Source organism: Mycobacterium sp. 360MFTsu5.1, from assembly GCF_000383495.1.
In the GTDB taxonomy this organism is placed as follows: domain Bacteria; phylum Actinomycetota; class Actinomycetes; order Mycobacteriales; family Mycobacteriaceae; genus Mycobacterium; species Mycobacterium mucogenicum_B.
The window spans coordinates 326,774-351,613 of the sequence record NZ_KB911467.1 but is presented as its reverse complement, the minus strand read 5'-3'; the positions used below and the strand labels follow the sequence as shown (position 1 = coordinate 351,613).

Annotated in this window: 27 protein-coding genes; 22 read left to right on the top strand and 5 right to left on the bottom strand. The window is 66.4% G+C overall.

What is annotated here, in order from left to right; genetic code table 11:
* Window positions 1-46 precede the first annotated feature (46 nt).
* Together H289_RS0116670 and H289_RS0116665 are read left to right on the top strand one after the other, a co-directional pair.
* Window positions 47-313: a DUF2277 domain-containing protein gene (locus tag H289_RS0116670; RefSeq protein ID WP_029105342.1), complete on the top strand. Its 267-nt coding sequence runs from the start codon at window positions 47-49 to the stop codon at window positions 311-313.
* A complete protein-coding gene (locus H289_RS0116665; protein ID WP_020101946.1) occupies window positions 310-858 on the top strand; it encodes a DUF1802 family protein in 549 nt (182 codons plus the stop codon). Before H289_RS0116670 ends, H289_RS0116665 begins: the two co-directional genes overlap by 4 nt.
* Here the strand turns inward: H289_RS0116665 and H289_RS0116660 are convergent.
* Window positions 847-2,607 (bottom strand): CocE/NonD family hydrolase, encoded by a 1,761-nt coding sequence (locus H289_RS0116660; RefSeq protein ID WP_020101945.1) that lies wholly within the window; start codon window positions 2,605-2,607, stop codon window positions 847-849. The genes H289_RS0116665 and H289_RS0116660 overlap by 12 nt on opposite strands.
* A 29-nt stretch (window positions 2,608-2,636) precedes the next feature.
* Here H289_RS0116660 and H289_RS33695 point away from each other — a divergent pair, with 29 nt between their 5' ends.
* Genes H289_RS33695 through H289_RS0116645 form a run of 3 tightly spaced genes read left to right on the top strand, consistent with a single transcriptional unit; the run spans window position 2,637 to window position 4,232 of the window.
* Complete coding sequence (locus H289_RS33695) at window positions 2,637-3,542, top strand: hypothetical protein (protein WP_081633437.1); 906 nt, start codon at window positions 2,637-2,639, stop codon at window positions 3,540-3,542.
* A 49-nt stretch (window positions 3,543-3,591) separates the two neighbouring features.
* On the top strand, window positions 3,592-3,834 hold the full coding sequence (locus tag H289_RS0116650) for a type II toxin-antitoxin system VapB family antitoxin (RefSeq protein WP_020101943.1): 243 nt from the start codon (window positions 3,592-3,594) through the stop codon (window positions 3,832-3,834).
* Complete coding sequence (locus H289_RS0116645; RefSeq protein ID WP_020101942.1) at window positions 3,831-4,232, top strand: type II toxin-antitoxin system VapC family toxin; 402 nt, start codon at window positions 3,831-3,833, stop codon at window positions 4,230-4,232. Before H289_RS0116650 ends, H289_RS0116645 begins: the two co-directional genes overlap by 4 nt.
* A 31-nt stretch (window positions 4,233-4,263) precedes the next feature.
* Here H289_RS0116645 and H289_RS0116640 read toward each other — a convergent pair whose 3' ends face one another.
* Complete coding sequence (locus H289_RS0116640) at window positions 4,264-4,839, bottom strand: DUF3558 domain-containing protein (RefSeq protein ID WP_029105340.1); 576 nt, start codon at window positions 4,837-4,839, stop codon at window positions 4,264-4,266.
* 162 nt (window positions 4,840-5,001) lie between these two features.
* On the opposite strand from H289_RS0116640, the gene pptH reads away from it, so the two are divergent.
* The 12 genes from pptH to H289_RS0116580 all read left to right on the top strand — a co-directional run bounded on the left by pptH (window position 5,002) and on the right by H289_RS0116580 (window position 16,514).
* Complete coding sequence (gene pptH, locus H289_RS0116635) at window positions 5,002-5,943, top strand: ACP phosphodiesterase PptH (RefSeq protein ID WP_020101940.1); 942 nt, start codon at window positions 5,002-5,004, stop codon at window positions 5,941-5,943.
* Window positions 5,940-6,599: a 4'-phosphopantetheinyl transferase PptT gene (gene pptT / locus H289_RS0116630; protein ID WP_020101939.1), complete on the top strand. Its 660-nt coding sequence runs from the start codon at window positions 5,940-5,942 to the stop codon at window positions 6,597-6,599. Before pptH ends, pptT begins: the two co-directional genes overlap by 4 nt.
* Window positions 6,596-7,498: a tRNA pseudouridine(55) synthase TruB gene (gene truB, locus H289_RS0116625; protein WP_029105339.1), complete on the top strand. Its 903-nt coding sequence runs from the start codon at window positions 6,596-6,598 to the stop codon at window positions 7,496-7,498. The genes pptT and truB overlap by 4 nt, the downstream gene beginning before the upstream one ends.
* 80 nt (window positions 7,499-7,578) lie before the next feature.
* Window positions 7,579-8,238 carry a TetR/AcrR family transcriptional regulator gene (locus tag H289_RS0116620; RefSeq protein ID WP_502685706.1) on the top strand — a complete coding sequence of 220 codons (660 nt, stop codon included), beginning with the start codon at window positions 7,579-7,581 and terminating at the stop codon, window positions 8,236-8,238.
* Window positions 8,239-8,362: 124 nt separating this feature from the next.
* A complete protein-coding gene (locus H289_RS0116615; RefSeq protein ID WP_020101936.1) occupies window positions 8,363-9,568 on the top strand; it encodes a lipid-transfer protein in 1,206 nt (401 codons plus the stop codon).
* Between the two features lie 53 nt (window positions 9,569-9,621).
* Window positions 9,622-10,062: a type II toxin-antitoxin system Rv0910 family toxin gene (locus tag H289_RS0116610; protein ID WP_020101935.1), complete on the top strand. Its 441-nt coding sequence runs from the start codon at window positions 9,622-9,624 to the stop codon at window positions 10,060-10,062.
* Between the two features lies 1 nt (window position 10,063).
* Entirely contained in the window at window positions 10,064-10,939 is an 876-nt protein-coding gene (locus H289_RS0116605) for a MaoC/PaaZ C-terminal domain-containing protein (protein WP_020101934.1), read from the top strand.
* Window positions 10,940-10,962: 23 nt separating this feature from the next.
* A complete protein-coding gene (locus H289_RS0116600; RefSeq protein ID WP_020101933.1) occupies window positions 10,963-11,829 on the top strand; it encodes an SDR family oxidoreductase in 867 nt (288 codons plus the stop codon).
* Window positions 11,826-13,094, top strand: a complete 1,269-nt coding sequence (locus H289_RS0116595) for an acyl-CoA dehydrogenase family protein (RefSeq protein ID WP_020101932.1) — start codon at window positions 11,826-11,828, stop codon at window positions 13,092-13,094. The genes H289_RS0116600 and H289_RS0116595 overlap by 4 nt, the downstream gene beginning before the upstream one ends.
* A complete protein-coding gene (locus H289_RS0116590) occupies window positions 13,091-14,056 on the top strand; it encodes an alpha/beta hydrolase fold domain-containing protein (protein WP_020101931.1) in 966 nt (321 codons plus the stop codon). The genes H289_RS0116595 and H289_RS0116590 overlap by 4 nt, the downstream gene beginning before the upstream one ends.
* A gap of 8 nt (window positions 14,057-14,064) precedes the next feature.
* Entirely contained in the window at window positions 14,065-15,669 is a 1,605-nt protein-coding gene (locus H289_RS0116585; protein ID WP_020101930.1) for an acyl-CoA synthetase, read from the top strand.
* Window positions 15,666-16,514: an SDR family oxidoreductase gene (locus tag H289_RS0116580; RefSeq protein ID WP_020101929.1), complete on the top strand. Its 849-nt coding sequence runs from the start codon at window positions 15,666-15,668 to the stop codon at window positions 16,512-16,514. The genes H289_RS0116585 and H289_RS0116580 overlap by 4 nt, the downstream gene beginning before the upstream one ends.
* A gap of 6 nt (window positions 16,515-16,520) precedes the next feature.
* Here H289_RS0116580 and H289_RS0116575 read toward each other — a convergent pair whose 3' ends face one another.
* Window positions 16,521-17,465 (bottom strand): aldo/keto reductase, encoded by a 945-nt coding sequence (locus H289_RS0116575; RefSeq protein ID WP_020101928.1) that lies wholly within the window; start codon window positions 17,463-17,465, stop codon window positions 16,521-16,523.
* Between the two features lie 92 nt (window positions 17,466-17,557).
* On the opposite strand from H289_RS0116575, the gene H289_RS0116570 reads away from it, so the two are divergent.
* Window positions 17,558-18,109: a TetR/AcrR family transcriptional regulator gene (locus H289_RS0116570; RefSeq protein WP_020101927.1), complete on the top strand. Its 552-nt coding sequence runs from the start codon at window positions 17,558-17,560 to the stop codon at window positions 18,107-18,109.
* A 4-nt stretch (window positions 18,110-18,113) separates the two neighbouring features.
* Here H289_RS0116570 and mntR read toward each other — a convergent pair whose 3' ends face one another.
* Window positions 18,114-18,830: a manganese-binding transcriptional regulator MntR gene (mntR, locus tag H289_RS0116565; protein ID WP_029105337.1), complete on the bottom strand. Its 717-nt coding sequence runs from the start codon at window positions 18,828-18,830 to the stop codon at window positions 18,114-18,116.
* Window positions 18,831-18,910: 80 nt separating this feature from the next.
* Here mntR and H289_RS0116560 point away from each other — a divergent pair, with 80 nt between their 5' ends.
* The 4 genes from H289_RS0116560 to H289_RS0116545 all read left to right on the top strand — a co-directional run bounded on the left by H289_RS0116560 (window position 18,911) and on the right by H289_RS0116545 (window position 24,192).
* Window positions 18,911-19,885, top strand: coding sequence for a bifunctional riboflavin kinase/FAD synthetase (locus tag H289_RS0116560; protein WP_036420683.1), 975 nt, complete (start codon window positions 18,911-18,913; stop codon window positions 19,883-19,885).
* Between the two features lie 90 nt (window positions 19,886-19,975).
* A complete protein-coding gene (rpsO, locus tag H289_RS0116555) occupies window positions 19,976-20,245 on the top strand; it encodes a 30S ribosomal protein S15 (RefSeq protein ID WP_020101924.1) in 270 nt (89 codons plus the stop codon).
* A gap of 331 nt (window positions 20,246-20,576) precedes the next feature.
* A complete protein-coding gene (locus tag H289_RS0116550; protein WP_020101923.1) occupies window positions 20,577-22,862 on the top strand; it encodes a polyribonucleotide nucleotidyltransferase in 2,286 nt (761 codons plus the stop codon).
* Window positions 22,840-24,192 carry a M16 family metallopeptidase gene (locus H289_RS0116545; RefSeq protein ID WP_081633436.1) on the top strand — a complete coding sequence of 451 codons (1,353 nt, stop codon included), beginning with the start codon at window positions 22,840-22,842 and terminating at the stop codon, window positions 24,190-24,192. Before H289_RS0116550 ends, H289_RS0116545 begins: the two co-directional genes overlap by 23 nt.
* A gap of 48 nt (window positions 24,193-24,240) precedes the next feature.
* Here the strand turns inward: H289_RS0116545 and H289_RS0116540 are convergent, their stop codons facing one another.
* Complete coding sequence (locus H289_RS0116540) at window positions 24,241-24,777, bottom strand: DUF4334 domain-containing protein (protein ID WP_029105336.1); 537 nt, start codon at window positions 24,775-24,777, stop codon at window positions 24,241-24,243.
* Window positions 24,778-24,840 lie beyond the last annotated feature (63 nt).

Sequence of the window (24,840 nt, the reverse complement as noted above, 5' to 3'; positions counted from 1 at the left end):
CACCGACACCGTAACTTGCGGCCTGAACGCGCCTATCGTGGAGGCCATGTGCCGCAACATCACCGAACTGCGTGGCCTGGAGCCGGCCGCCACGGCCGAGGAGATCGAGGCCGCCGCGCGTCAATACATCCGCAAGGTCAGCGGGATCACCCGTCCCACCGCCGCAAACGTCGACGCCTTCGAAGCCGCGGTCGCGGAGGTCACGGCTGTCACCGAGAGACTGTTGAACCAACTGCCGGCCCGTCGGCAGCCGCCCAAGACGGTGCCGCCGCTGCGGCGGCCCGAGGTGCAGGCGAGGTTGGCCGCCAAGTGAATTCGCCCGCGCTCAAGGAGTGGGGCGCGGCGGTACAGGCGCTGCTCGACGGACGCCAGACGGTGCTGTTGCGCAAGGGCGGTATCGGCGAGAAGCGTTTCGAGGTATCGGCGCCGGAGTTCGTGTTCTTCCCGACGGTCGAGCACAGCCACGCGGCGCGGGTCCGTCCTGAGTTCACCGATCTTCTCGAGCAGTCTGCGGGGGACAGCACCGAAACCGAGGTGGTACTGCGCGGCGGCGCGAAAGTCGTTACGGCCGTGCCAGTTGAGCGTCCGGAGCAGCTGGATGCCATCGCCGATCTGCATATTTGGACCGCTGAATCCGTGCAGAACGACCGGCTGGATTTCCGGCCCCGGCACCGGCTGACGGTCCTGGTGGTGCAGGCCAAACCACTCGTGGCACCGGTGCGGCTGCCGCGTACCCCCGACTACGCAGGCTGCCGCAGCTGGGTGGACCTGCCGGTGACGCCCGAGTGGGGACCGCCGGTGTACGACGACGCGGCGCTGGCCGCCATCACCGAGCGGGTGCGCGACTCAGTCGGCTGACAGCGCGACCACCGGCAGCAGCAGCCGGGACACCCCACCGGAGCCGTGGTGCACCGCGTGGGTGGCCGGCACCATCCGCTCGCCCGTGACGACGGGCTCGCCGGTGCCGAGGTTGCGGTCGTACCGCGGGTGGCAACCGCCCGCGACGATCACCCGCAGCCTGGAGCCGGCGGGGATCCGGTGCGCGACTGCGTCGAGTTCGAGTCGGAGGGTCTCGGGCTCGTCGGAAGGTGTTGTCAGCCTGCGGAATCCATCGCTGACGTTGCGGGACTTGCCCTTTGCGTCGACCGCGCTGAGCCGGACGAAGACGTCCCGGTTGGGGTTGTCGCACGACTGGGTCAGCTCGATCACCGGGTTTCCGACCAGGTACAGGTCTTCGGCGAGCGGCTCACCGGTGAAGTCGACGACGTCGGGCCGTCGGCTGAGGGCGGAGTCCTCCTGGTAACCCGCCGCCGACGACAGCAACCGGCCGCCCAGCGTGGGCGTCGGTGCCGCGGGATCGAAGGTGAATCGCGACGGTGGCACGGTGTCGGCGGGCGCGGTCGCGCTGAGCCGGTGCGCCGGCTGCAGGTAGAGCTCGAGTTCGGTGGCGGCCGGTGGCCAGTCCGGCATGGTCAGCCAGCCCTGCCCGTTGACCTCGACCCGGACGGCCGCCCGTTCGGACTCCGGGGTGCGCTCGGCCAGGTGGGTGTCGAGCCAGGCCAGCGATTCCCGCAGCACCATGGCGCCGCCGCGGGTCATCACCTGGGTGTGGGTCCACGATCCGATGGTGACGGCGGTCGGCACACCACGCGATTTCAGGCGCTGGAACTGCGTCAGGGTCTGCTCCAGGAACAGGTCTTGCCAGCCGCCGATGAGCAGCACCGGCACGTCGACCTTGTCGAGCGTGTCGGCGAGGGCCATGTTCTCCCAGAACGGGTCGGCGCCGTCGGGGTGGCTCAGCCAGGATTCGTACCAGGTCGCTCCGGAACCCAGTAGCCGGCGTCCGGCGGCTCCGGCCGGCACCTGGTCGTGCGTGCGGGCGACCAGGCGCGGTGCCCGAAAGCGCCGGGTCAGCACGGCCAGAGGTGGATCTTCCTGGTGCGCCATCATGTCGCTCCAGCCCAGGAAGTTGTCGAGCGTGAAAGCGCCGGTGCCCCAGGTTGATTCGGCGAAGTCGTGCGGGCCGACCATGATGATTGCGGCCTTGAGCTCGGGCGGGGGATCGGTGAGCAGCGCCCACTGGGTGAAGCCCAGGTACGACAACCCGATTGTCGCGAACGACCCGGTGAACCACGGCTGATCGCGCAACCAGGCCGCGGTGTCCACGGCGTCGGCGATCTCGTTGACCATCGGTTCGAAGTCGCCACCGGAGCCGAACGTGCCGCGCACACTCTGCAGCAGCACGTGGTAGCCGCGGCGGGCGTATGCAGCGCCGAACACCGGGCCGAAGGGGAACCCACGGCCGTAGGGGCACCGCACCAGCAGGGTGCCCTTCGCAGTGCCGGTGGGCGCGTAGTGGCTACCGACGAGTTCGACGCCGTCGCGCATCGGGGTGGTGACGCGGCTGACGGTGTAGTCCGTCGTCGGGGGCGGGACGCCGAGGATGCGGCTCAGTAGTCGGGAAGCGAAGCGGGTGGTTCGTGAGCTCACGTTTTCGAAGGGTACCCACTTGCTGGGGACCGTGACGGCCGTGAGCGCCTCCGACGCTTGTGGACCGCAATCTGTCGGACCCCCGGAGTAGACCGGACTCAGGCCGGTGCGGCACATGTCTGCACCCCACGAGGCGGGGGGATCCGATGGGTAATCGAGCGAACATTGTTGTCGTGAAAGACCAAGAGTGGCAGTACGTTTACTCACACTGCGAGGGCTGCCGCATGGTGGACCTATTGATCGGCGGACCGGACCTGGCGCTGGAATTCCTGGAATCGCTGCGGCGGCAGAATTCCCATGACTGGTGGACCGATCCGCTGTGGTGCGACGGTGGTGCGGTCTTCGATTTCGACCGGCGGCGGGTCGTGTTCTTCGGCGACAGCCTCATGGTGGACATGCCGTTCCGGCGTACCATCCTGGCGGCGCTCACCGAGGTGTGGCCGGGCTATGAGATCTGCTACGCCTACGACGGCACCGCCGAAATTGGCGGATACGTCGGGAAGCGGTTTGACCTACCGCCACTGGACGTCCTCTCCATACCGAAGCTGGCAAGTTCGCGAAATGCTTTGTGCCACTTGGTTTCCGTGATCGACGCGTCGGGGGAGCTGCGGATGTGGCCGTTGTGGTGGGGCGACAGCAAGGCATGGCACGGGCCGGCTCTGCTCGAGAAGCTGCCGGGTAAAGGCGTCCAGCGACTGAAGCTGGGCAAGATCCCCGAAGGCGGGGTGCATATCGATGTGCCCCGAAATGCGGTCGGGGTGTGGAACACCGCCGACGTCTTGGGTGTGTTCCGGGCGCTGCCTGAGTTGTGGAGCGGCTGGCGGACCGAATGCTGGGAGGATCGCTACGAAGAGCAACTCGCCGCCTGCGGGGGTGCGCTGCGACTGCCCGCGGTGGAGGAGGCAGATTTCGACGAAGTTCTGAATTGGTTGCGCGAGAGAGCATGCGGTATGGACCGCAGCTACGCTGCTGTCCCTCCGAGTGCAGACCAATGGGCCCGGTTCGCGGCGGCCTATGAGCGTGCGCGGCCACGCCAGGTGAATTCGGCATGACCGCCCGGAGGGATATTGGTACCATCAAAGGGGTAGAAAGGTACCAATCATGGCGCTGAATATCAAAGACCCGGCCGTCCATGACGCCGTGAAAGAGATCGCAAGGATCACCGGCGAGTCGCAGGCGCAGGCCGTCGCGACCGCGGTGAACGATCGGCTGCGACGATTGCAGGCCGATGATCTGGCAGAGCGCTTGCTGGATATTGCCCGCAGTATCAGGAGCCGGCTGGGCCCCGAGGGACTTCCCGACCATGGCGAGCTGCTTTACGACGAATACGGACTGCCCAAATGATCGTGGACACATCGGCCATCGTCGCGCTGATTGCTGACGAGGACGATGTGGGAGTCTATGCTCGGGCGATCGCCGCCGCAGTGGTGCCGCGGTTGTCGGCGGCAAGCTATCTCGAATGCGGAATTGTCCTGGATGCACGCCGTGATCCAGTCATCAGTACGCGGTTCGATGACCTGGTGGATAGCGCCGGATTCGTCATCGAACCGGTGACCGAGCGTCAGGCCCGGCTGGCCCGCCAGGCCTATCGTGACTTCGGGAAAGGCAGTGGCCACCCAGCGGGCCTGAACTTCGGTGACTGCTTCGCATATGCACTGGCGATCGACTGCCGCGAGCCATTGCTGTGGAAGGGCGATGACTTCGGACACACGGGTGTCCGGTCAGCGCTCGAGTCCAACTAGACGTGGCGACACAGGGCCCGTCGCCGCGCGATCAGAACTTGTAGAACGGCACCAGCTGGTTGGCGCGCTGCAGGTTTGTCTGCAGGCAGTCCGGGCGGTCCGGCGACTCGATCGGCGAGTAGAACAGCGACTGGTTGATCAGGCCGTAGCTGGTCTTGAAGGTGATCATGCAGGTCACCCACCACCGGTCATTCCAGTCGGTCGGCTTCATGATCCAGTACTGCGCGGCGCGGTGTCCGGCGATGTTCAGCTCGACGGCGTCGGCCGGCAGCGTCTGCTCGTAGGTGCGCCAGACGATCGGCTCGACGGCCACCTGGTAGTTACCGGCGTCGTAGTGGCAGCGCAGGCCGTCTTCATGGTCGGGCGGGGTGAACCCCAGGCCCATGGCGTTGATGGCGTCGAGCGGAATCTGATCGCACGGGTCGAATGGGCTCGGGTTCGTCGTGGAGATGATCGGCGACTTGATGGTGCTGCTGAGTGGAGCGGAGGTGGAGCGTAGCTCCACGTTGTCGCCGCCGGTCGGTGACACCGGGTTGGTCTGTGTGACCACCACGCCTGCCGTCACGAGCGCACACAGCGCCGACACCAGCCGCAGTTTCCCGGCCATCGTTGCCATGACACCCCTTAAATCCGAGCAATACTGCGGGGAGTCTACAAGTCGCCTGCGTCACACCGGACAGGATGGGAGAACCTGTTCTAGTTTCTCCCGCTGCGCGGGACGGTTGGCACTTCAGCGGGCGTTGCTGTCGCCCAAGTAGGCTGGATTTTTGTGTCGACCCAGCCGACCCTTTGGGCAATCAGTGACCTGCACATCGGGCATACCGGAAACAAGCCGGTCACCGAGTCGCTGCACCCGGCCTCGCCGGACGACTGGCTGATCGTCGCCGGTGACGTCGCCGAGCGCACCGACGACATCCGGTGGTCCCTGGACCTGCTGCGCAAGCGTTTCGCCAAGGTCATCTGGGTGCCGGGCAACCACGAACTGTGGACCACCAACAAGGACCCGATGCAGATCTTCGGGAAGGCCCGCTACGACTACCTGGTCGACATGTGCGACCAGATGGGCATCGTGACCCCCGAGCATCCGTTCCCGGTCTGGACCGGCCCCGGCGGCGCGGCGACGATCGTGCCGATGTTCCTGCTGTACGACTACAGCTTCCTGCCCGCGGGCACCGCCACGAAGGCCGAGGGGCTCGCGGTGGCCAAGGAGCGCAACGTCGTCGGCACCGACGAGTTCCTGCTGTCGAGCGAGCCGTACGCCACCCGGGACGCGTGGTGCCGGGACCGGGTGAACATCACCCGTAAGAAGCTCGACGACCTGGACTGGATGGAGTCCACGGTCCTGGTCAACCACTTCCCCCTGGTGCGCGAACCCTGCGACGCCATGTTCTATCCGGAGTTCTCGCTGTGGTGCGGCACCACGGCGACCAAGGACTGGCACACCCGCTACAACGCCATCTGCTCGGTGTACGGCCACCTGCACATCCCGCGCACCACCTACTACGACGGGGTGCGGTTCGAGGAGGTCTCGGTCGGCTATCCGCGAGAGTGGCGGCGCCGCAAGCCTTATCGGTGGATGCGCCAAATCCTGCCGGACCCCCAGTACCCACCCGGCTACCTCAACGACTTCGGTGGTCACTTCGAGATCACCCAGGAAATGCGGGAGCACGCGCAGAAGATGCAGGACCGAATCAATTCGAGGCGACTGTGACCTTGCTGACCCAGGTGCTGCCCGACGTGGTAGCCACCGCCGAGACCTATTCCGACCCGGCCGATCTGGTTCCACTGCCGGAGGAAGAACCGCTGATCGCGCGCTCGGTGGCCAAACGGCGCAACGAGTTCATCACCGTGCGGCACTGCGCCCGTGAGGCATTGGGCAAGCTCGACGTCGGCCCGGTCCCGATCCTCAAGGGGGACAAGGGTGAACCGTGCTGGCCCGACGGGATCGTCGGCAGCCTGACGCACTGCGAGGGCTTCCGTGGCGCCGTCGTGGCCCGCGCCACCGAGGTGCGGTCTGTCGGTATCGACGCCGAACCGCACGGCGTGCTGCCCAAGGGCGTGCTTGGCGCCGTCGCGTTGCCTGCCGAGCAGGACGCCGTGACGACGCTGGAGGGTGACCTGCACTGGGACCGGATCCTGTTCTGCGCCAAGGAGGCGACGTACAAGGCCTGGTTCCCGTTGACCCACCGTTGGCTGGGTTTCGAGGACGCGCACATCACCTTCGAGCTGGATTCGTCGGGGACTTCGGGCACGTTTCTGTCGCGCATCCTCATCGACCCGGCCGCTGAGTCGGGGCCGCCGTTGACCGAACTGCCGGGACGTTTCACGGTGTCCAACGGCCTTGTCCTGACGGCGATCTCACTGTGAAGGCTGCATCGAAGCCGGCCCCGCCACCCGGCCTGGTGATCGTCGACAAACCCGCCGGGATGACGAGCCATGACGTCGTCGGCCGGTGCCGGCGACTGTTCGGCACCCGCAAAGTGGGGCATGCCGGCACTTTGGACCCGATGGCCACCGGCGTGCTGGTGGTCGGCATCGAACGGGCCACCAAGATCCTCGGTCTGCTGACCGCCACCGACAAGCAGTACATCGCGACCATCCGGCTCGGCCAGACCACGTCGACCGAAGACGCCGAAGGCGAAGTGCTGGAGACGGTTTCGGCCGCGCACGTGACCGACGACAAGATCGAGTCGGCGGTCGCGGCATTGCGGGGCGAGATCGACCAGGTGCCATCGGCCGTGAGTGCCATCAAGGTCGACGGCGAGCGCGCGTACAAGCTGGTCCGCGAAGGCAAGGCGCCGGAACTGGCGGCGCGCCGGGTGCGGATCTCTCGGTTCACTGTTGACGCGGTGCGGCGCGTCGAGGAATTCGTCGACGTCGACGTGACCGTGGACTGCTCGTCGGGCACCTACATTCGGGCGCTGGCCCGTGATGTCGGCGCGACGCTCGGTGTCGGCGGGCACCTGACGGCATTGCGGCGAACCAAGGTTGGTCGCTACGGCTTGGACGAGGCGCGGACGTTGGAGCAGCTGACCGACGCCGCCGAATTGAGCTACTCGCTGGATGCGGCTTGTCTGCTGGGGTTCCCGCGCAGGGACCTGACCGACGCCGAGACCGAGGACACGCGCCATGGCCGGGCCCTGAAGCCGGCCGGCATCGAGGGCACCTACGCCGCGACCGCTGCCGATGGGCGCGTGATCGCCCTGTTGGAGGACGGGCCCAAACGCACCAGCAGCGTCGTGGTGCTGCGCCCGGCCACGCTGTAGCGGCGGCCACAGATGGCGCATTTACGTACCAATTGGAATGGTTTCTGCCCGGAATTCACCTTTTGGCCACGTACGATGCAATCGTGACCGCAGGTGTGGAGGGGCAGGCCAAGCGCCGTACCCAGGCCGAGCGCAGTGCCGCCATGCGTACCCGCCTGCTCGATGCCACGGTGGAATGCCTGGTCACTTATGGTTACGCCGGCACTACGACGCAAAAGGTCGCGGAAATCGCCGGCGTGACCCGCGGTGCCCAGGTCCACCATTTTCGCGCCAAGGAAGACCTGGTTGCGGCGGCGGTCGAGCACCTGGCTGAACAGCGGGTGCAGGCTGCGATCCGCGATCTCGGGCGGGTGGCGAACACTCCCGATGCGGTGTCGATGATGTTGGACTACCTGTGGGAATCGCATCAAGGACCCATTTTTGTCGCCACGCTTGAACTTTGGGTGGCGGCACGCACGGACCGTGTGCTCGCCGAACACATCGAGCGCGTCGAGCCCATCGTCATCGGGGCGCTGATCGGTGCACTGGCTCAATTGGTTCCGGACCGGGCCGCGCAGAAGGAACTGCGCGACCTCTCTTTCACTGCCATGGATGCGCTGCGGGGGATTCTGCTCTCGAGCTTTGTCGATCGCGATATGAAGCGGGCCAAGAAGCGCTGGGACCGCGTCTGTGCGCAGCTGCGCGGACTGCTTGACGACGCTCTCGTCGCCGAATCGTTGAGCGGCGAAATCACCTCCTGACCAGTCCCTTTCGGGACTCTCTGGCTATCGATGACCAAAGATTCAGCGGTGCCGCCGGCTACCCTCTTGTAAAGATACAAACAGGTTGGTATGTTTTCGACACCGCACAGAAAGAGAGGGTTTCATGCCCAACAAGGTGTATGTGATCGGCGTCGGGATGACGAAGTTCGAGAAGCCCGGTTCTCGGCTCAATCCGGACGGGTCGGCGTGGGACTACCCGGATATGGCCCGCGAGTCCGGGTCAAAAGCGTTGGCGGACGCAGGGATTGACTATCGCGAAGTTCAGGAGGCCTATGTCGGCTACGTCTACGGCGAGTCGACCTCGGGGCAGCGCGCGGTCTACGAGCTGGGGATGACGGGCATCCCGGTGGTGAACGTCAACAACAACTGTTCGACCGGATCCACCGCGCTGTACCTCGCCGCACGAGCGGTGCGCAGCGGCCTCGCCGACTGCACGCTGGCGCTCGGTTTCGAGAAGATGCAGCCCGGCTCGCTCGGTTCCACCTACGACGACCGCGAACAGCCCATGGCCAAGCACATCATGGCGATGGCGGAAATCTCGGAGGTGCTGTTCCCGCCGGCGCCGTGGATGTTTGGTGCCGCCGGCCGTGAGCACATGAAGCAATTCGGCTCGACCGCAGAGCATTTCGCCAAGATCGGCTACAAGAACCACAAGCACTCGGTCAACAACCCGTACGCGCAGTTCCAGGACGAATACAGCCTTGAGGACATCCTGGCCGCGCGGATGATTTATGACCCGCTGACCAAGCTGCAGTGCTCGCCGACGTCGGACGGATCGGGTGCGGCGATTCTCGCCAGTGAGGCATTCGTCGACAAGCACGGGCTGGCCGACCGTGCGGTGGAGATCGTCGGACAGGCGATGACCACCGACTTCGAGAACAGCTTCGACGGCACCTGTAAGGCATTGATCGGCTACCACATGAATGTTGCTGCGGCCCAGCAGGTTTACGAGCAGGCCGGCCTGGGTGCCGAGGACTTCCAGGTCATCGAGCTGCACGACTGCTTCAGCGCCAACGAACTGCTGCTCTACGAAGCCCTGGGCCTGTGCGGCGAAGGTGAAGCGGCCAAGCTCATCGACAACGGCGACACCACCTACGGCGGGAGGTGGGTGGTCAACCCGTCGGGCGGGCTCATCTCCAAGGGGCATCCGCTGGGTGCCACCGGCCTGGCGCAATGTGCCGAACTCACCTGGCAGCTGCGCGGTACCGCGGACAAGCGGCAGGTCGAGAACGTCACGGCCGCCCTGCAGCACAACATCGGCCTGGGCGGGGCGGCCGTCGTCACCGCCTACCAGCGCGCCGAGCGCTGATCCGAAACGTCAACGAACACAAACCTAACCGATCAACAACAAGGAGCAAGACCATGGGACACATCGAAGCAACCAAGCAGCTGTCCGCCTCGCCGGAGGCGTTGTGGGCGATTGTTTCCGATCTGCCCAACTGGGACAAGTGGTTCACCGTCCACGAGAAGTGGCTGTGTGACGTGCCGGCAACGGTCACACCGGGCACCACGCTGACCGCGAAGATCGTCATGCTCGGCATGGCCAACAAGATCGAATGGACGATCCAGAAGATGGAGGCGCCGACCACGTTCGTGCTGTCCGGCACTGGTATGGCCGGCGTCAAGGCGCTCTTCGAGTTCACCGTGACCCCGTCGGGCAGCGGCTCGGAGTTCAAGGTGGCCGGCGACTTCGAGGGCGCGCTGGTCAAGGGTGCGCTGGCCAAGGCGGTCGAGAAGGACGGCGCCAAGCAGCTCGACAAGACACTCGAGCAGCTCGACGCACTTGCGTCGGCGGCGGTCTGAAATGGCCGACGAGGAACTGGTTTTCGATGACTCCGGGTTGAACAAATGGACAGACGACGACCACTTCGAGGTCGCCCGGGAACATCTCATCGACTACGCCAAGGCCACCAACGACCCGATATCCGCGCATCTTGCGGGTGATGTCGCGCCGCCGATCTTCGCGATCGTGCCGGTGTTCGAATCCCTATTGACGCCCACCGTCGATGTGGCACCCGTGGAGTTGATTCCTCGGGTGGTTCACGGGGAACAGGACTTTCACTTCCATCGGCCGATCTATCCGGGCGACAAACTGGTGTCACGCGGCATGCTGCTCGGCTACGAAGGGCTCGAGAACGGCACGCGAGCATCGGTTTACCTCGAATGTCGGACCGATGACGGCGATCTCGTCAACGAACAGTACGTGACGTGCTTCTTCCGCGGGTTCAACGCCGGCAAGAAGATTGGTGAATTGGGCCCGAATCACAAGTTCGACGCCGCGCTGCGCGACCAGCCCCCACTGGCGAAAGTCGTTCAGCATGTCGATGCGGACCAGACGTTCCGCTACTCACCGGCATCGGGCGATCCGATGCCGATCCACCTCGACGAAGAGGTGGCCAAGGACGCGGGACTGCCGGGCATCATCGCCCATGGCCTGTGCACCATGGCATTCACCTCGTGGGCCTTGCTGACCGAGGTCGGTGGGGAAGATGTCAACCGGCTCAAGAGATTTGCCGTCCGATTCTCCAAGATGGTCTTCCCAGGTGACGATCTGGAGACCCGAATCTGGCAGTCGGGCCGCGGCAACCGCACCACCAGGTACGCGTTCGAGACGGTACGAAACGGAACCGCCGGCGAGGAATTCGCCATCACCGACGGCCTCGCCGTCTTCGCCGACTAATCGACTTGAAAGGACTGCACAACATGGGAGCTCTGGAAGGACGGATCGCCGTCATCACCGGCGCAGGGCGCGGCATCGGCCGCGAGCACGCGCTGCTGTTCGCCCGGGAGGGTGCCAGCGTCGTCGTCAACGACCTCGGCGGCAGCAATACCGGCGAGGGTGCCGACACCGGCCCGGCGCAAGAGGTTGTCGACGAGATCCGCGCCGCTGGCGGTAAGGCCGTCACCAACACCGACAACATCGCCACGTGGGATGGCGCGGCCGGCCTGATCGACCAGGCGGTCAGCGAGTTCGGCGGCCTGGACGTCGTGGTGAACAACGCCGGGATCCTGCGCGACGGCTTCATCCCGACCATGGAGGAATCCCAATGGGACGCCGTGGTGACGGTGCATCTCAAAGGTCACTTCTCGGTGCTCCGGCATGCCGCCGCGTACTGGAAGGCGCAGAGCAAGGCCGGCAACCAGCCGAATGCCGCGGTGATCAACACGGCATCGGGATCGGGTCTCACCGTCCCGAACGCCGGGCAGGTGAATTACGGTGCGGCCAAAGCCGGCATCGCCGCGATGACCTTGGTCGCGGCCGAAGAGCTGGAACGTTATGGCGTGCGGGCCAATGCGATTGCCCCGATCGCGCGGACCCGGCTGACGCTGGCCACGCCGGGCATGGGTGCCCTGATGGCCGAGCCCGACGACGGCGAGGTCGACCTGTTCAGCCCGGCGAACATCTCGCCGTTGGTGGCGTACCTGGCGACCGAGAAGTGCCCGCTGACCGGCAAGGTCTTCGCGGTGCAGGGCGGTGCGATCTCTGAGCTCGGTGGCTGGCACGACCTGACCACCATCGAGACCGACGGTCTGTGGGAGATCGACGACATCGCGGGGCGGCTGTCATGATCGAGTGGTCCGAATCCGATGAGCTCATTCGCGACAGCGTCCGCGAGTTCATCGACAAGCAGATCGAGCCGCACCGCGACGGCCTGGAGCGCGGTGAGGTGTCGCCGTATCCGATCGCGCGAAAACTGTTCAGCGAGTTCGGTCTTGACGCGGTGGCTGCCGAAGCCATCAAGACCATGCTGGAGAAGGAACGGGCCAAAGCCGCGGCGATCGCCGCGGGAGAGCCCAAGCCCGAGAAGAGCGACCGGTCGTCGGGCGGCCTGGGCGATCTGGGTGGCCAGATTTCGATGGCGGCCGTGCTGGTGTCCGAACTGGCCGGTGTCAGCATCGGACTGCTGAGCACCCTCGGCGTCAGTCTCGGTCTCGGCGCGGCCACCATCGCCAGCCGCGGCACGCTGGCGCAGAAGGAGCGCTGGCTGCCCGAGTTGGTGACACTGGAGAAGATCGCGTGCTGGGCGATCACCGAGCCGGACGCCGGCTCAGATGCGTTCGGCGGCATGAAGACCTACGTCAAGCGCGACGGGGCCGACTACATCCTCAACGGCCAGAAGACGTTCATCACCAACGGTCCTGATGCCGACGTGCTGATCGTCTACGCCAAGTTGGATGAAGGCGATCCCGATGCCGACCGCCGCAACCGCAAGGTCCTCACCTTCGTCCTGGACTCGGGCATGCCGGGCCTGACGCAGGGCAAGGCCTTCAAGAAGATGGGCATGATGTCCTCGCCGACCGGCGAGTTGTTCTTCGACAACGTGCGCATCACGCCGGACCGGTTGCTCGGCGAGACCGAGGACCACGGTGGCGGAGACGGGCGGGAAAGTGCCCGAGCCAATTTCGCCGCCGAGCGGCTCGGCGTGGCGTTGATGGCGCTGGGCATCATCAACGAATGTCATCGGCGTTGCCTCGACTACGCCAAGACCCGCACGCTGTGGGGCCAGAACATCGGCCAGTTCCAGCTGATCCAGCTCAAGCTGGCCAAGATGGAGATTGCGCGAATCAACGTGCAGAACATGGTGTTCCAGACGCTGGAGAAGGTGCAGGCCGGAAAGATTCCGTCGCTGTCCGAAGCGTCCGCGGTGAAGCTGTACTCCTCGGAGGCGGCCACCGATGTGGCCATGGATGCGGTGCAGTTGTTCGGCGGCAACGGCTACATGGCCGAGTACCGGGTGGAACAGCTGGCCCGGGACGCCAAGTCGCTGATGATCTATGCCGGCAGCAATGAGGTGCAGGTGACCCACATCGCGAAGGGGCTGCTCGCCGGATGAGCACGGCGGACCCACTCACTGTCATGGCGATGGTCGATCGGCTGACCGGGAATTCGGCGGCGCGGGTAGTCGCCGGCGCCGCCATCCGGCTACTGGTGGCCAACCCGCGGCTGATCACGCTGATGCGTCCGGTCGCCAACAAGGCGATTGTCCGCCTCGCACCGGTCGTCGGGGGCACGACGGTCGAACCCGTCGACGCACCGCTGCGCGGTGAGTGGGTCCGTGCACCGGCCGCCCGCGACGATGCGGGCGTCCTTCTGGTGCTGCACGGCAGCGGATACCTGGTCTGCTCACCACGCACACACCGTGGATTCGCGTCGTACCTGTCGCAGCACTCAGGGCTGCCGGCATTGGTCGTCGAGTACCCCTTGGCGCCCGAGCACACCTTTCCTGCCGCCGAGGATGCCGCAATGGCTGCCTATCGACGGCTGCTGAGCCAGGGCTACGACGTGCGCAAAGTGGTGATCGCCGGTGATTCGGCCGGCGGCCACCTCGCGGTGGCGGTGGCCTTGCGGGCCAAGCGGGAAGGCCTACCGGCGCCTGCCGCACTCGCGTTGTGGGGTCCGTTGATCGATCCGTCCTACCGGGCGCCGATCGTCGATCCCCGGGTACGTCGGCAGCCCTTCGACCCGCGGGCCGCAGCTCGCGCGTTGGCGTTGTATGTCGGTGACGCGGACATCGCCGATCCGCGGCTGTGCCTGCTCAACGCCGATCTCGTGGGGCTACCGCCGATTCAATTACATTACGGCACAAGGGAAGTCATGCGCGCCGACGCCGAATCTTTCGCGGCCCGAGTGACGGCGTCCGGCGGTCATTGCGAACAACGGGTGTGGACAGGGCTGGCGCATGCCTACTGGATGGTTCCACGGAGCCACGACGGCAGTTTGGACAGCATGCGGGCCGGCGGCGAGTTCCTGCGCGCCGCCGTGGCTCAGCCATATCAGCCCATGGCGCAGGAGTGAGGGGCGAGATGACACACCTGATCAGCCAGGTACGCGACGCTGCTGCGGCGGCAATCGTGTTGCAGCGCCGGGGATTGGTGGATGTCTGCCGGCCACTGGACGCGGTGTCCGCCTCCCGCGGCCTCCGCCGCTACGGATCGTTCGGCGGGTTGGTCGGGCACGTCGCGGCGCGCTACGGCGATGCCCCCGCACTGACGGACGAGGTCGGCACGTTGAGCTTCGCCGAGCTGGAAACGCTGTCCAATGCCCTCGCGTGGGGACTCGCGGACCGGGGGATCGTTGCCGGCTCGGTGATCGGTCTGCTCGTACGAAACCACCGCGCGCTACCCCTGGCGCTCTTCGCTGCCGGAAAGGTCGGTGCCCGAGTCGTTTTGCTCAACACCGGCTTCGCGGCGCCGCAACTCGCGGACGTCTGCAAGCGCGAGAACGTCACCGCGGTCATCGCCGATGACGAGTTCACCGACCTGATCGACGTGCTGCCGTTCGAGGTCGACCGCATCGTCGGCTGGTCCGGCCAACGTGGACTGGTCGTGCTCGCAGCCGGCCGGTCGACGGCGCCGTTGCCCGCGCCGGCTTCGGTCGGCGGCATGGTCCTGCTGACCAGTGGCACCACCGGCACACCGAAGGGGGCGCCGCGCAACAAGGTCAGCCCGCTGCAATCTGCGCAGCTGCTCGACCGCATACCGTGGCCGTCGCGCAGTGTCTATTACGTTGCCGCACCGATGTTTCACGCCACCGGGCTGGCCACGTGCTCGCTCGGCTTCGCGCTCGGGAACCAGGTTGTGCTGGCGCGCCGATTCGACCCCGAAGCCACACTCGCGGCGATCGAACGACATCGGGTCAGTGCCCTGATCGTCGTCCCCACGATGCTGACGCGCATGCTCGACCTCGGACCCGAGGTGCTGGCCCGGTACGACACCTCCTCGCTGACCGTGGTGTTCGCCGCCGGCTCGGCGCTCTCACCCGATCTGTGCCGACGCACCATGGACGCGTTCGGCGACGTGCTCTACAACCTGTACGGCTCGACCGAGGTTGCGGTCGCCGCGGTGGCCACCCCGAGTGAATTGCGCAGCGCGCCGGGCACGGTGGGCCGCCCGCCCGTCGGCTGCACGCTCGCCGCATACGACGAACAGCGACGCCGGATCACCGAACCCGGACGCAGCGGAACACTTTTCGTCTCCAGCGGTCTCAGCTTCGCCGGTTACACCGACGGCGGAAACAAGGAGTCCGTCGACGGACTGCTGTCGTCGGGGGACACCGGCCACTTCGACGAGAACGGACTGTGGTTCGTCGACGGCCGGGACGACGACATGATCGTCTCCGGCGGCGAGAACGTCTTCCCGTTGGAGGTCGAGAATCTACTTGCCGGCCACCCCGCGGTGGTCGAGACCTCGGTGGTCGGAGTCGATGATGTGGAGTTCGGAAAGCGGTTGTGCGCGTTCGTGGTCCGCCGCCCGGGTGCCGACCTCGAGGCCGACGAGATCAAGAGTTACGTCCGGGCCGAGTTGGCCCGGCACAAAGTGCCGCGCGACGTCGTATTCGTCGACGTGCTGCCACGCAACGAGACCGGCAAGGTGCTCAAGGCGCAACTGCAGAAGGCGGTGGAGCAATGACCAAGAAATACAACGACATTCGCGGCCGGGTGGTGGCGATCACCGGCGGCGCCCGCGGCATCGGACGAGCGACGGGCCTGGCCTTCCTGCGGGCCGGTGCACGCGTCGCCATCGGCGACATCGACGTCGAGCTGGCCGAGAAGACAGCCGCCGAGTTCGCCGCCACGGGCGAACAAGTCTGCGGACTGCACCTGGACGTCACTCGCCGAGAGTCGTTTGCAGCCTTCCTCGATGAGGTGGAAACGCAGCTGGGACCCGTCGACGTCCTGATCAACAATGCCGGCATCATGCCCACCGGACTGTTCGCCGACGAGACCGACGAGATGACCGACCGCATGGTCGCCATCAATCTCGGTGGCGTGCTCAACGGGTCGAAGCAGGCCGCCATCCGGATGCGCGGGCGCGGCGGACACATCGTGAACGTCGCCTCGCTGGCCGGCGTCAGCGCTTTTCCCGGTCTCGCCACCTACTGCGCCACCAAGCACGCCGTCGTCGGATTCACCGAGACCCTGCACCTCGAACTCGCCGATGACGGCATCGCCGTCACCGCGGTGCTCCCGGGCGTCGTACACACCGAGCTCTCGGCGGGCCACAGCGCCCCGCGGTGGATTCAGCCCATCAGTGAGGTGGAGCCCGACGATGTCGCGGCGGCCATCGTCGAAGCTGTCGCGCGGGGCAAAGCGAAAGTGGCTGTACCGCAAGCCCTTGGCGCGATGATCAAGCTTATGGGTGCGCTTCCGGACGGGGCTCGGCACTGGATATCCCACGTCGCGCACTTCGACACCTCGTTCACCCATACCGACTCTGCTCTGCGGGAGGCGTACCACCGCAGGCTCGTGAATTGAACGGCGTCAGTCGTTTTCGGTCAGAAACAATGCGGCGCCGTGCTGGTGGGCGGCGCTGTCCCCGGGCCGGGAGCCGATGCCGTCCAAGGCGGCGAGGGCTTCGGCATCCAGCCGGATCGAGCCGGCCGCGACGTTGTCCTCAAGGTGGGCGACCGACCGGGTGCCGGCGATCAGCAGGGTGTTGGGCGCGTGTGACAACAGCCAGGCAAGTCCGACCTGCGCCGGAGTGGCGTTGATCCGGGCCGAGACGGCGCGCACCGCGGGATCGTCGGTGACGCTGGGGAATCCGGGGAACGCCGAGCCGAGCGGGAAGAACGGCACCCAGGCGATGCCCTCTTCGGCGCACAGGCGCAAGGTGTCCTCCTGTGCGCGGGCCAACAAGCTGTAGGCGTTTTGGACGCAGGTGATGCCGGCCGGCAGCGCGTGCCGCACCAGCTCGACCGGCGCGGCGCTGAGCCCGATAGCGCCGATTTTGCCTTCGTCACGCAATGCGATCATCTCGGCCAACTGATCGTCGACATCGACGATCTGATCGCCTTCGGCTTGCAGGCCTGGTCCCAAGTCCAGCCGACGCAAGTTCACCACCGGAATTTGTTCCAGCCCAAGCTGATTCAGGTCCGCCTCGACCGCAGCACGCAGCTCCGCCGGTTTCTGCGCGGCCGCCAGCGGCGCAGGCCCGTCCAGGACGTGGACGGCTCCCACCTTGCTGACGATGACCAGCTCATCGCGGTACGGCCGCAGTGCCTGCCGGATCAGGGTGTTCACCGCTCCGCCGCCGTAGAAGGACGCGGTGTCGATGTGATTGATGCCGAGTTCGACAGCGCGGCGCAGCAGCGCAACCGCGTCGGCCGGGGAGCCGGCATCTTGCAGCTGCATGGCCCCGTAGCCGATGCGGGCTACCGGCCGGCCGCCGATCGAACCGAATCCGCCGGGGCGTGTTGTATCGGGCATCGTCGCTCCTCAGCTGTGGTTTCTGCGATACTCGAGTAATTCGGAGGAACCTCCGCTTAGTTCAAGATAACAAAAACGGAGGAGCCTCCGCTATGGCCGACGGTATTCGTGCCGACGCCCGCCGTAACCGGGAACGCATTCTGGAAGCAGCAGCGCTCGCGTTCGGCGCCGCCGACGGTCCGGCGTCGCTCGAGGCGATAGCGCGCGACGCCGGTGTTGGAATCGGCACTCTCTACCGACATTTCCCCAGCCGTGAAGCGCTGGTCGAGGCGGTCTACCGCGCTGAACTTGCCGAGGTGGCCGCCACGGCTCAGGAACTGTTGCGGAGCCATCCGCCAGTCGAGGCGCTACGGCTCTGGATGGACCGCTACGCGATGTTCGTCGCCGCCAAGCGGGGCATGGCCGAATCCCTGAGAGCGATATTCGATTCTGGTGCGGTGACGGCGGGCGATACCCGTGCCCGGGTGGTCGGAGCGGTCGGCACATTGCTGGCCGCCGGCGCCGGCGACGGCACCCTGCGCTCCGACGTCGCGGCGGATGACGTCGTCACCGGGTTGCTCGGCATCATGCTCGCCAGCTCGTCGCCCGAGCAGTGCGGGCGGATGTTCGATCTGCTGCTCGCCGGGTTGGTGACCATCCGCTGACCTGTCAGGCGACGACCCAGATCGCTTCGGCCGCAGGGCTTCCCAGGTCGACGGTCGTCTCCGAGGACACGGCGCCGAGCGCTTCGGGGCCAGTGACCGCCACGGAGATCATCCCGGCGAAGTCGCGCCGGGCCACCACGCGCAGATGTGAGTCGAGCGTGATCCCGACGCTGTCGAAGTACCGCAGCATCTCGGGGTCGTGATCGGAAATCCGGGCCACCGTGCCGGCGTCGCCATCCGAACAGGCGGACAGCTGCCGGGCAGGGGGAGTGGGCACCTGGCCGTCGGCCGCGGGGATCGGATCGCCGTGCGGGTCGCGGGTGGGGAAGCCGAGCTTGGCGTCGATGCGGTCCAGCATCCGGTCCGACACCGCGTGCTCGAGCACCTCGGCTTCGTCGTGCACCTCGTCCCAGCCGTAGCCGAGCTCGCGCACCAGGAACGTCTCCATCAGGCGGTGCCGGCGGACCATGGCCAGCGCCGCGCTGCGGCCGGTGTCGGTCAGCGTCACCGCGCCGTACTTCTCGTGGTGCACCAGGCCCTGGTCGGCGAGCTTGCGAATCGACTCGGACGCCGTCGAGGCCGACACCCCGATACGCTCTGCCAGCATTTTCGTGCTGACTTTCTCGCGCGACCACTCCTGCGCGGTCCAGATCACTTTGAGGTAGTCCTGGGCAACCGGGGATAGATCCGGCGGGTTGCCACCGTCTTCTGCAGGACTCACACCACAAAGTTTAGGCAATCGTCACCTCATCCGGGGATCTCGCGGTGCCTGCCGCGGCGGCGCGCCGTAGGCTTGCGGTCGTGCAACGCTGGCGTGGGCAGGACGAGATCCCCACGGATTGGGGCCGATGTGTGCTCACCATCGGGGTGTTCGATGGCGTACATCGTGGACATGCAGAACTGATCAGCCACGCGGTGAAGGCCGGCCGGTCCCGCGGCGTACCCACGGTGCTGATGACGTTCGATCCGCATCCGATGGAAGTGGTCCTCCCGGGCAGCCATCCCGCGCAGCTGACGACGCTGACCCGCCGGGCCGAGCTCGTCGAGGAGCTCGGCGTCGACGTGTTCCTGGTGATGCCGTTCACCACCGACTTCATGAAGCTCACGCCCGAGCGCTACGTGCACGAGCTGCTCGTCGAGCGCCTGCACGTCCTCGAGGTCGTGGTCGGCGAGAACTTCACCTTCGGCAAGAAAGCCGGCGGTAACGTGCCGCTGCTGCGCAAGGCCGGCGAACGCTTCGGCTTCGCCGTCGAGGGCATCTCGCTCGTGGCCGAGCACCACCAGGCCGAGACCGTCACCTTCTCGTCCACCTACATCCGGTCCTGTGTGGACGCCGGTGACATGGCCGCCGCGACCGAGGCCCTGGGCCGGCCGCACCGCGTCGAGGGCGTCGTCGTCCGGGGTGACGGTCGTGGCCGCGGGCTGGGTTTCCCGACCGCGAACGTCGCCCCGCCGATGCACTCGGCGATCCCCGCAGACGGTGTCTACGCCGCATGGTTCACCGTCCTCGGGCACGGCCCGTCGGTCGGCACCGTGACGCCGGGGGAGCGCTATCAGGCCGCGGTGTCCGTCGGCACCAATCCGACGTTCTCCGGACGCACCCGCACCGTCGAGGCCTTCGTGCTCGACACCGAGGCCGACCTCTACGGGCAGCACGTGGCGGTCGATTTCGTTTCGCGGATCCGCGGCCAGGAGAAGTTCGAGTCGGTGGACGACCTGGTCGTGGCCATGGACCGCGATACCAAGCGGGCTCGCACGATTCTCGCTGCGCCGTAGCTTCCTGATAAACTGCCCGACGCGCGTGCTGCAGTTCGCGGCGGCCGCGCCCTCGTTGTTCTTCGCGGACCGAATTGATGGAGTTGTTTCGTGGCACTCACTGCCGAGCAGAAAAAAGAGATCCTGGGTCAGTACGGCCTGCATGAGACCGACACCGGCTCGCCGGAGGCTCAGGTCGCCCTGCTGACCAAGCGCATCTCGGACCTGACCGAGCACCTCAAGCAGCACAAGCACGACCACCACAGCCGGCGCGGCCTGCTGCTGCTGGTCGGCCGTCGCCGCCGGCTGCTCAAGTACGTCGCTCAGGTCGACGTCGCGCGGTACCGCTCGCTGATCGAGCGTCTGGGTCTGCGTCGCTGACGCACCACTGATTCACGACCGTCGCCAGGTCTGCTCCGGCAGGCCTGGCGATGGCTGTTGGTACGGGTAGTAACATGAAACTGTTTTGGGCCTAGTGCTCAAGACGTCGGAACGTCACACAGCGTCCGCCTGAACCTCGTGGGGCGGTCTTCGGTAGTGGCTGTCGGGTTTGACTCCCGGCCGCTTCGATCGACGGCCGTCAGCAGTTAGCGGGATGGTTTTCGGGTTTTCTGGATGCGCGCGTGTGACGATGCGACAGCTGTAACAAAGAGGAACCAGAAAATACGGAATCCCGCATAGGGCGGGCCCGAGAGAGGTAATTGCGACATACATGTCTGCAGTTGAAATTGAAGACGGCATTTTCGAGTCGACCGCCGTCATCGACAACGGGAGCTTCGGCACCCGCACCATCCGCTTCGAGACCGGCCGCCTCGCACGTCAGGCCGCCGGTTCCGTCGTCGCCTACCTGGACGACGAGACCATGCTCCTGTCGGCCACTACGGCGAGCAAGAGCCCCAAGGACCACTTCGACTTCTTCCCCTTGACGATCGACGTCGAGGAGCGGATGTACGCCGCCGGCCGTATCCCCGGCTCGTTCTTCCGTCGTGAGGGCCGCCCCTCCACCGACGCGATCCTGACCTGCCGCCTGATCGACCGGCCGCTGCGCCCGTCGTTCGTCTCGGGTCTGCGCAACGAGATCCAGGTCGTCGTCACCGTGCTGAGCCTGGACCCCAAGGACCTGTACGACGTCGTGGCCATCAACGCCGCGTCGGCGTCCACCCAGATCTCCGGCCTGCCGTTCTCCGGCCCGGTCGGTGGCGTCCGCGTCGCGCTGATCGAGGGTCAGTGGGTTGCGTTCCCGACCATCGAGCAGCTCGAGAAGGCTGTCTTCGACATGGTCGTCGCCGGCCGCAAGGTCGAGGGCGACGTCGCGATCATGATGGTCGAGGCCGAGGCCACCGACAACGTGATCGACCTGATCGCCGGTGGCGCCGGTGCCCCCACCGAGGCCGTCGTGGCCGAGGGCCTGGAGGCCGCCAAGCCGTTCATCGCCGCGCTGTGCACCGCCCAGGCCGAGCTGGCCGAGGCTGCTGCCAAGGAGACCGGCGAATTCCCGCTGTTCCCCGATTACGCCGACGACGCCTTCCAGGCCGTCGCCGCCGTGGCGACCGACGCGCTGTCGCAGGCGCTGACCATCGCCGGCAAGCAGGAGCGCGAAGAGCGCACCGACGAGATCAAGGTCGAGGTGCTTTCCCGCCTCGCCGAGACCTACGCCGGCCGCGAGAAGGAGATCGGCGCGGCGTTCCGCTCGCTGACCAAGAAGCTGGTTCGCCAGCGCATCCTGACCGACCACTTCCGCATCGACGGCCGTGGCATCACCGACATCCGCGCCCTGAGCGCCGAGGTCGCCGTGATCCCGCGGGCGCACGGCAGCGCGCTGTTCGAGCGCGGCGAGACCCAGATCATGGGTGTCACCACGCTGGACATGATCAAGATGGCTCAGCAGATCGACTCGCTCGGTCCCGAGACCACCAAGCGCTACATGCACCACTACAACTTCCCGCCGTACTCGACCGGTGAGACCGGCCGCGTGGGCTCGCCCAAGCGTCGCGAAATCGGCCACGGCGCGCTCGCCGAGCGGGCCCTGATGCCGGTGCTGCCGAGCGTCGAGGAGTTCCCGTACGCCATCCGTCAGGTCTCGGAAGCGTTGGGCTCCAACGGTTCCACCTCGATGGGTTCGGTCTGTGCCTCCACCCTGGCGCTGCTGAACGCCGGTGTGCCGCTGAAGGCCCCGGTCGCCGGTATCGCCATGGGCCTGGTGTCCGACGAGGTCGACGGCGAGACCCGCTACGTCGCCCTGACCGACATCCTGGGCGCCGAGGATGCCTTCGGCGACATGGACTTCAAGGTCGCCGGCACGAAGGACTTCGTCACCGCCCTGCAGCTGGACACCAAGCTGGACGGCATTCCGTCCAAGGTGCTGGCCGGTGCCCTGGCCCAGGCCAAGGACGCGCGTCTGACCATCCTGGACGTGATGGCCGAGGCCATCGACGAGCCGGACGAGATGAGCCCGTACGCGCCGCGCATCACCACCATCAAGGTGCCGGTCGACAAGATCGGTGAGGTGATCGGGCCCAAGGGCAAGGTGATCAACCAGATCACCGAGGAGACCGGTGCGAACATCTCCATCGAGGACGACGGCACCGTGTTCGTCGGCGCCTCGAACGGTGAGGCGGCGCAGGCGGCGATCGACAAGATCAACGCCATCGCCAACCCGCAGCTGCCCAAGATCGGTGAGCGGTTCCTCGGCACCGTGGTGAAGACGACGGACTTCGGTGCGTTCGTCTCGCTGCTGCCGGGCCGTGACGGTCTGGTGCACATCTCCAAGCTCGGCAAGGGCAAACGCGTCGCGAAGGTCGAGGACGTCGTGAACGTCGGCGACAAGCTGCGCGTGGAGATCGCGGACATCTCCGCCGACAACCGTGGCAAGGGTCAGAAGATTTCGCTGATCCTGGTGGACGAGGGAGATGACGCAGGCGCCTCCGCGACGCCAGCCGACTCCGCTCCCGCCGAATCGGAGACTGCACCGGCAGATGCCGCGCCTGCAAACTCCTAATCCCACACTGCGCAACGGCCGGGGTCCTGCAGCGACATCGCTGCAGGCCCCGGCCGCTGTGCGCAAGACCAATCTCCCCGGCGGGCTGCGGGTCGTCACCGAACACCTGCCGCACGTGCATTCGGCGTCGGTCGGCGTGTGGGTCAACGTCGGTTCACGCGACGAGGGCCCCAGTGTCGCCGGCGCCGCGCACTTCCTGGAACACCTGCTGTTCAAGTCGACCCCGACGCGCAGCGCTGTCGAGATCGCCCAGTCGATGGACGCCGTCGGCGGTGAGCTGAACGCCTTCACCGCGCGCGAGCACACTTGCTACTACGCCCACGTGCTGGACAGCGATCTCGGGCTGGCCATCGACCTGGTCTCGGACGTCGTACTCAACGGCCGTTGTGCCGCAAGCGATGTCGAGCTGGAACGTGACGTGGTGCTCGAAGAGATCGCCATGCGCGACGACGATCCCGAGGACACCCTCGCGGATGTCTTCCTCGGCTCCATGTTCGGTACGCACCCGGTGGGTCGTCCGGTGATCGGCAGCGTCGAATCCATCGCGTCGATGACCCGCAACCAGCTGCACTCGTTCCACGTTCGCCGGTACACCCCGGACCGGATGGTGGTCGCGGTCGCCGGGAACGTCGACCACGACGAAGTTGTGTCCATGGTGCGCAAGCACTTTCGGCCGCATCTGGTTCGTGGCCGCAAGCCCGTGCCGCCGCGTAAGGGTGCCGGCCGCGTGCCCGGCACCCCGACACTGCAGTTCGTCAAGCGTGACTCCGAGCAGGCCCACATGTACCTGGGTGTGCGTACGCCCGGCCGTAACTGGGAACACCGCTGGGCGCTGTCGGTGCTCAACACCGCGCTCGGCGGTGGCCTGAGTTCGCGGCTGTTCCAGCAGATCCGCGAGAACCGCGGCCTGGCCTACTCGGTGTACTCCACGATCGACACGTTCTCCGATGCCGGTGCCCTGTCGGTGTACTCGGCATGCCTGCCGGACCGCTTCGACGAGGTCGTCCGCGTCACCACCGACGTGCTGGAAGACGTTGCGCGCGAAGGCATCACCGCCGACGAATTGCGCATCGCCAAGGGCTCGATGCGCGGCGGTCTGGTGCTCGGGCTCGAGGATTCCGGTTCCCGGATGCACCGCATCGGCCGCGCCGAGCTCAACTACGGCAACCACAAGTCGATCTCGGACACGCTCGCGTCGATCGACGCCGTGACGCTCGAAGAGGTCAATGCCGTTGCGCGCGAACTGCTGACGCGGCCCTTCGGCGCCGCGGTACTGGGCCCGCACCGGTCCAAGCGCTCACTGCCGAAGCAGCTGCGCGCCATCGACTAGCGATTTGTGCACGAAAATCCGCGCGGAACGCGGATTTTCGTGCACAAATCACCCTTCCCGGCGCAGGACGAAGAAGTACGGCTGCGTCTCGCCGCGGAGATCCATGGCGCCCAGGACGGCGTCGTCGGTCAGCTTGCGGAAGACGTCGTTGATAGGCAGTTGGTCGTAAACCATTGTCGCGGTGTCGACTCCGCGATAGCGCGTGGTGCGCAGTCGGGCCTTGGCCGAACGGGCCTGCAGTAGCGGGCGGAGCGCGGTGATGACCCTCGCGACGGGAAGCCGGTGCAGGGGCACCTTGTTCGCCAGTCCGGCGCCGGAGAATGCCAGCACCGGGTTGAGGGGCCACAGCGTTGCGCCCGAGGCATCGGGAAACAGCAGCGGATGGACGGTCTCGGCGTCGACGAACTTCTTGCCCCACCAGCCGCTGGCTTCCAGCAGCCCGTCCATCGGATGTCCGGTGGGCACTTCCGCCCCGTGCCACGTGCCGATCATGAAGTCGGGTTCGACGGCCGGCGCGGCATCGAAGATCGCGAGGGCTTCGGCCGCTGTGGTCGGCGGGGCGGGGAGCAGTTCCTGCAAGAGCATGGCCACGACGATACTTGACACCTGTCAAGAAGGGCAGTGCCGGGCTCGGAAAAGTCATCGCCC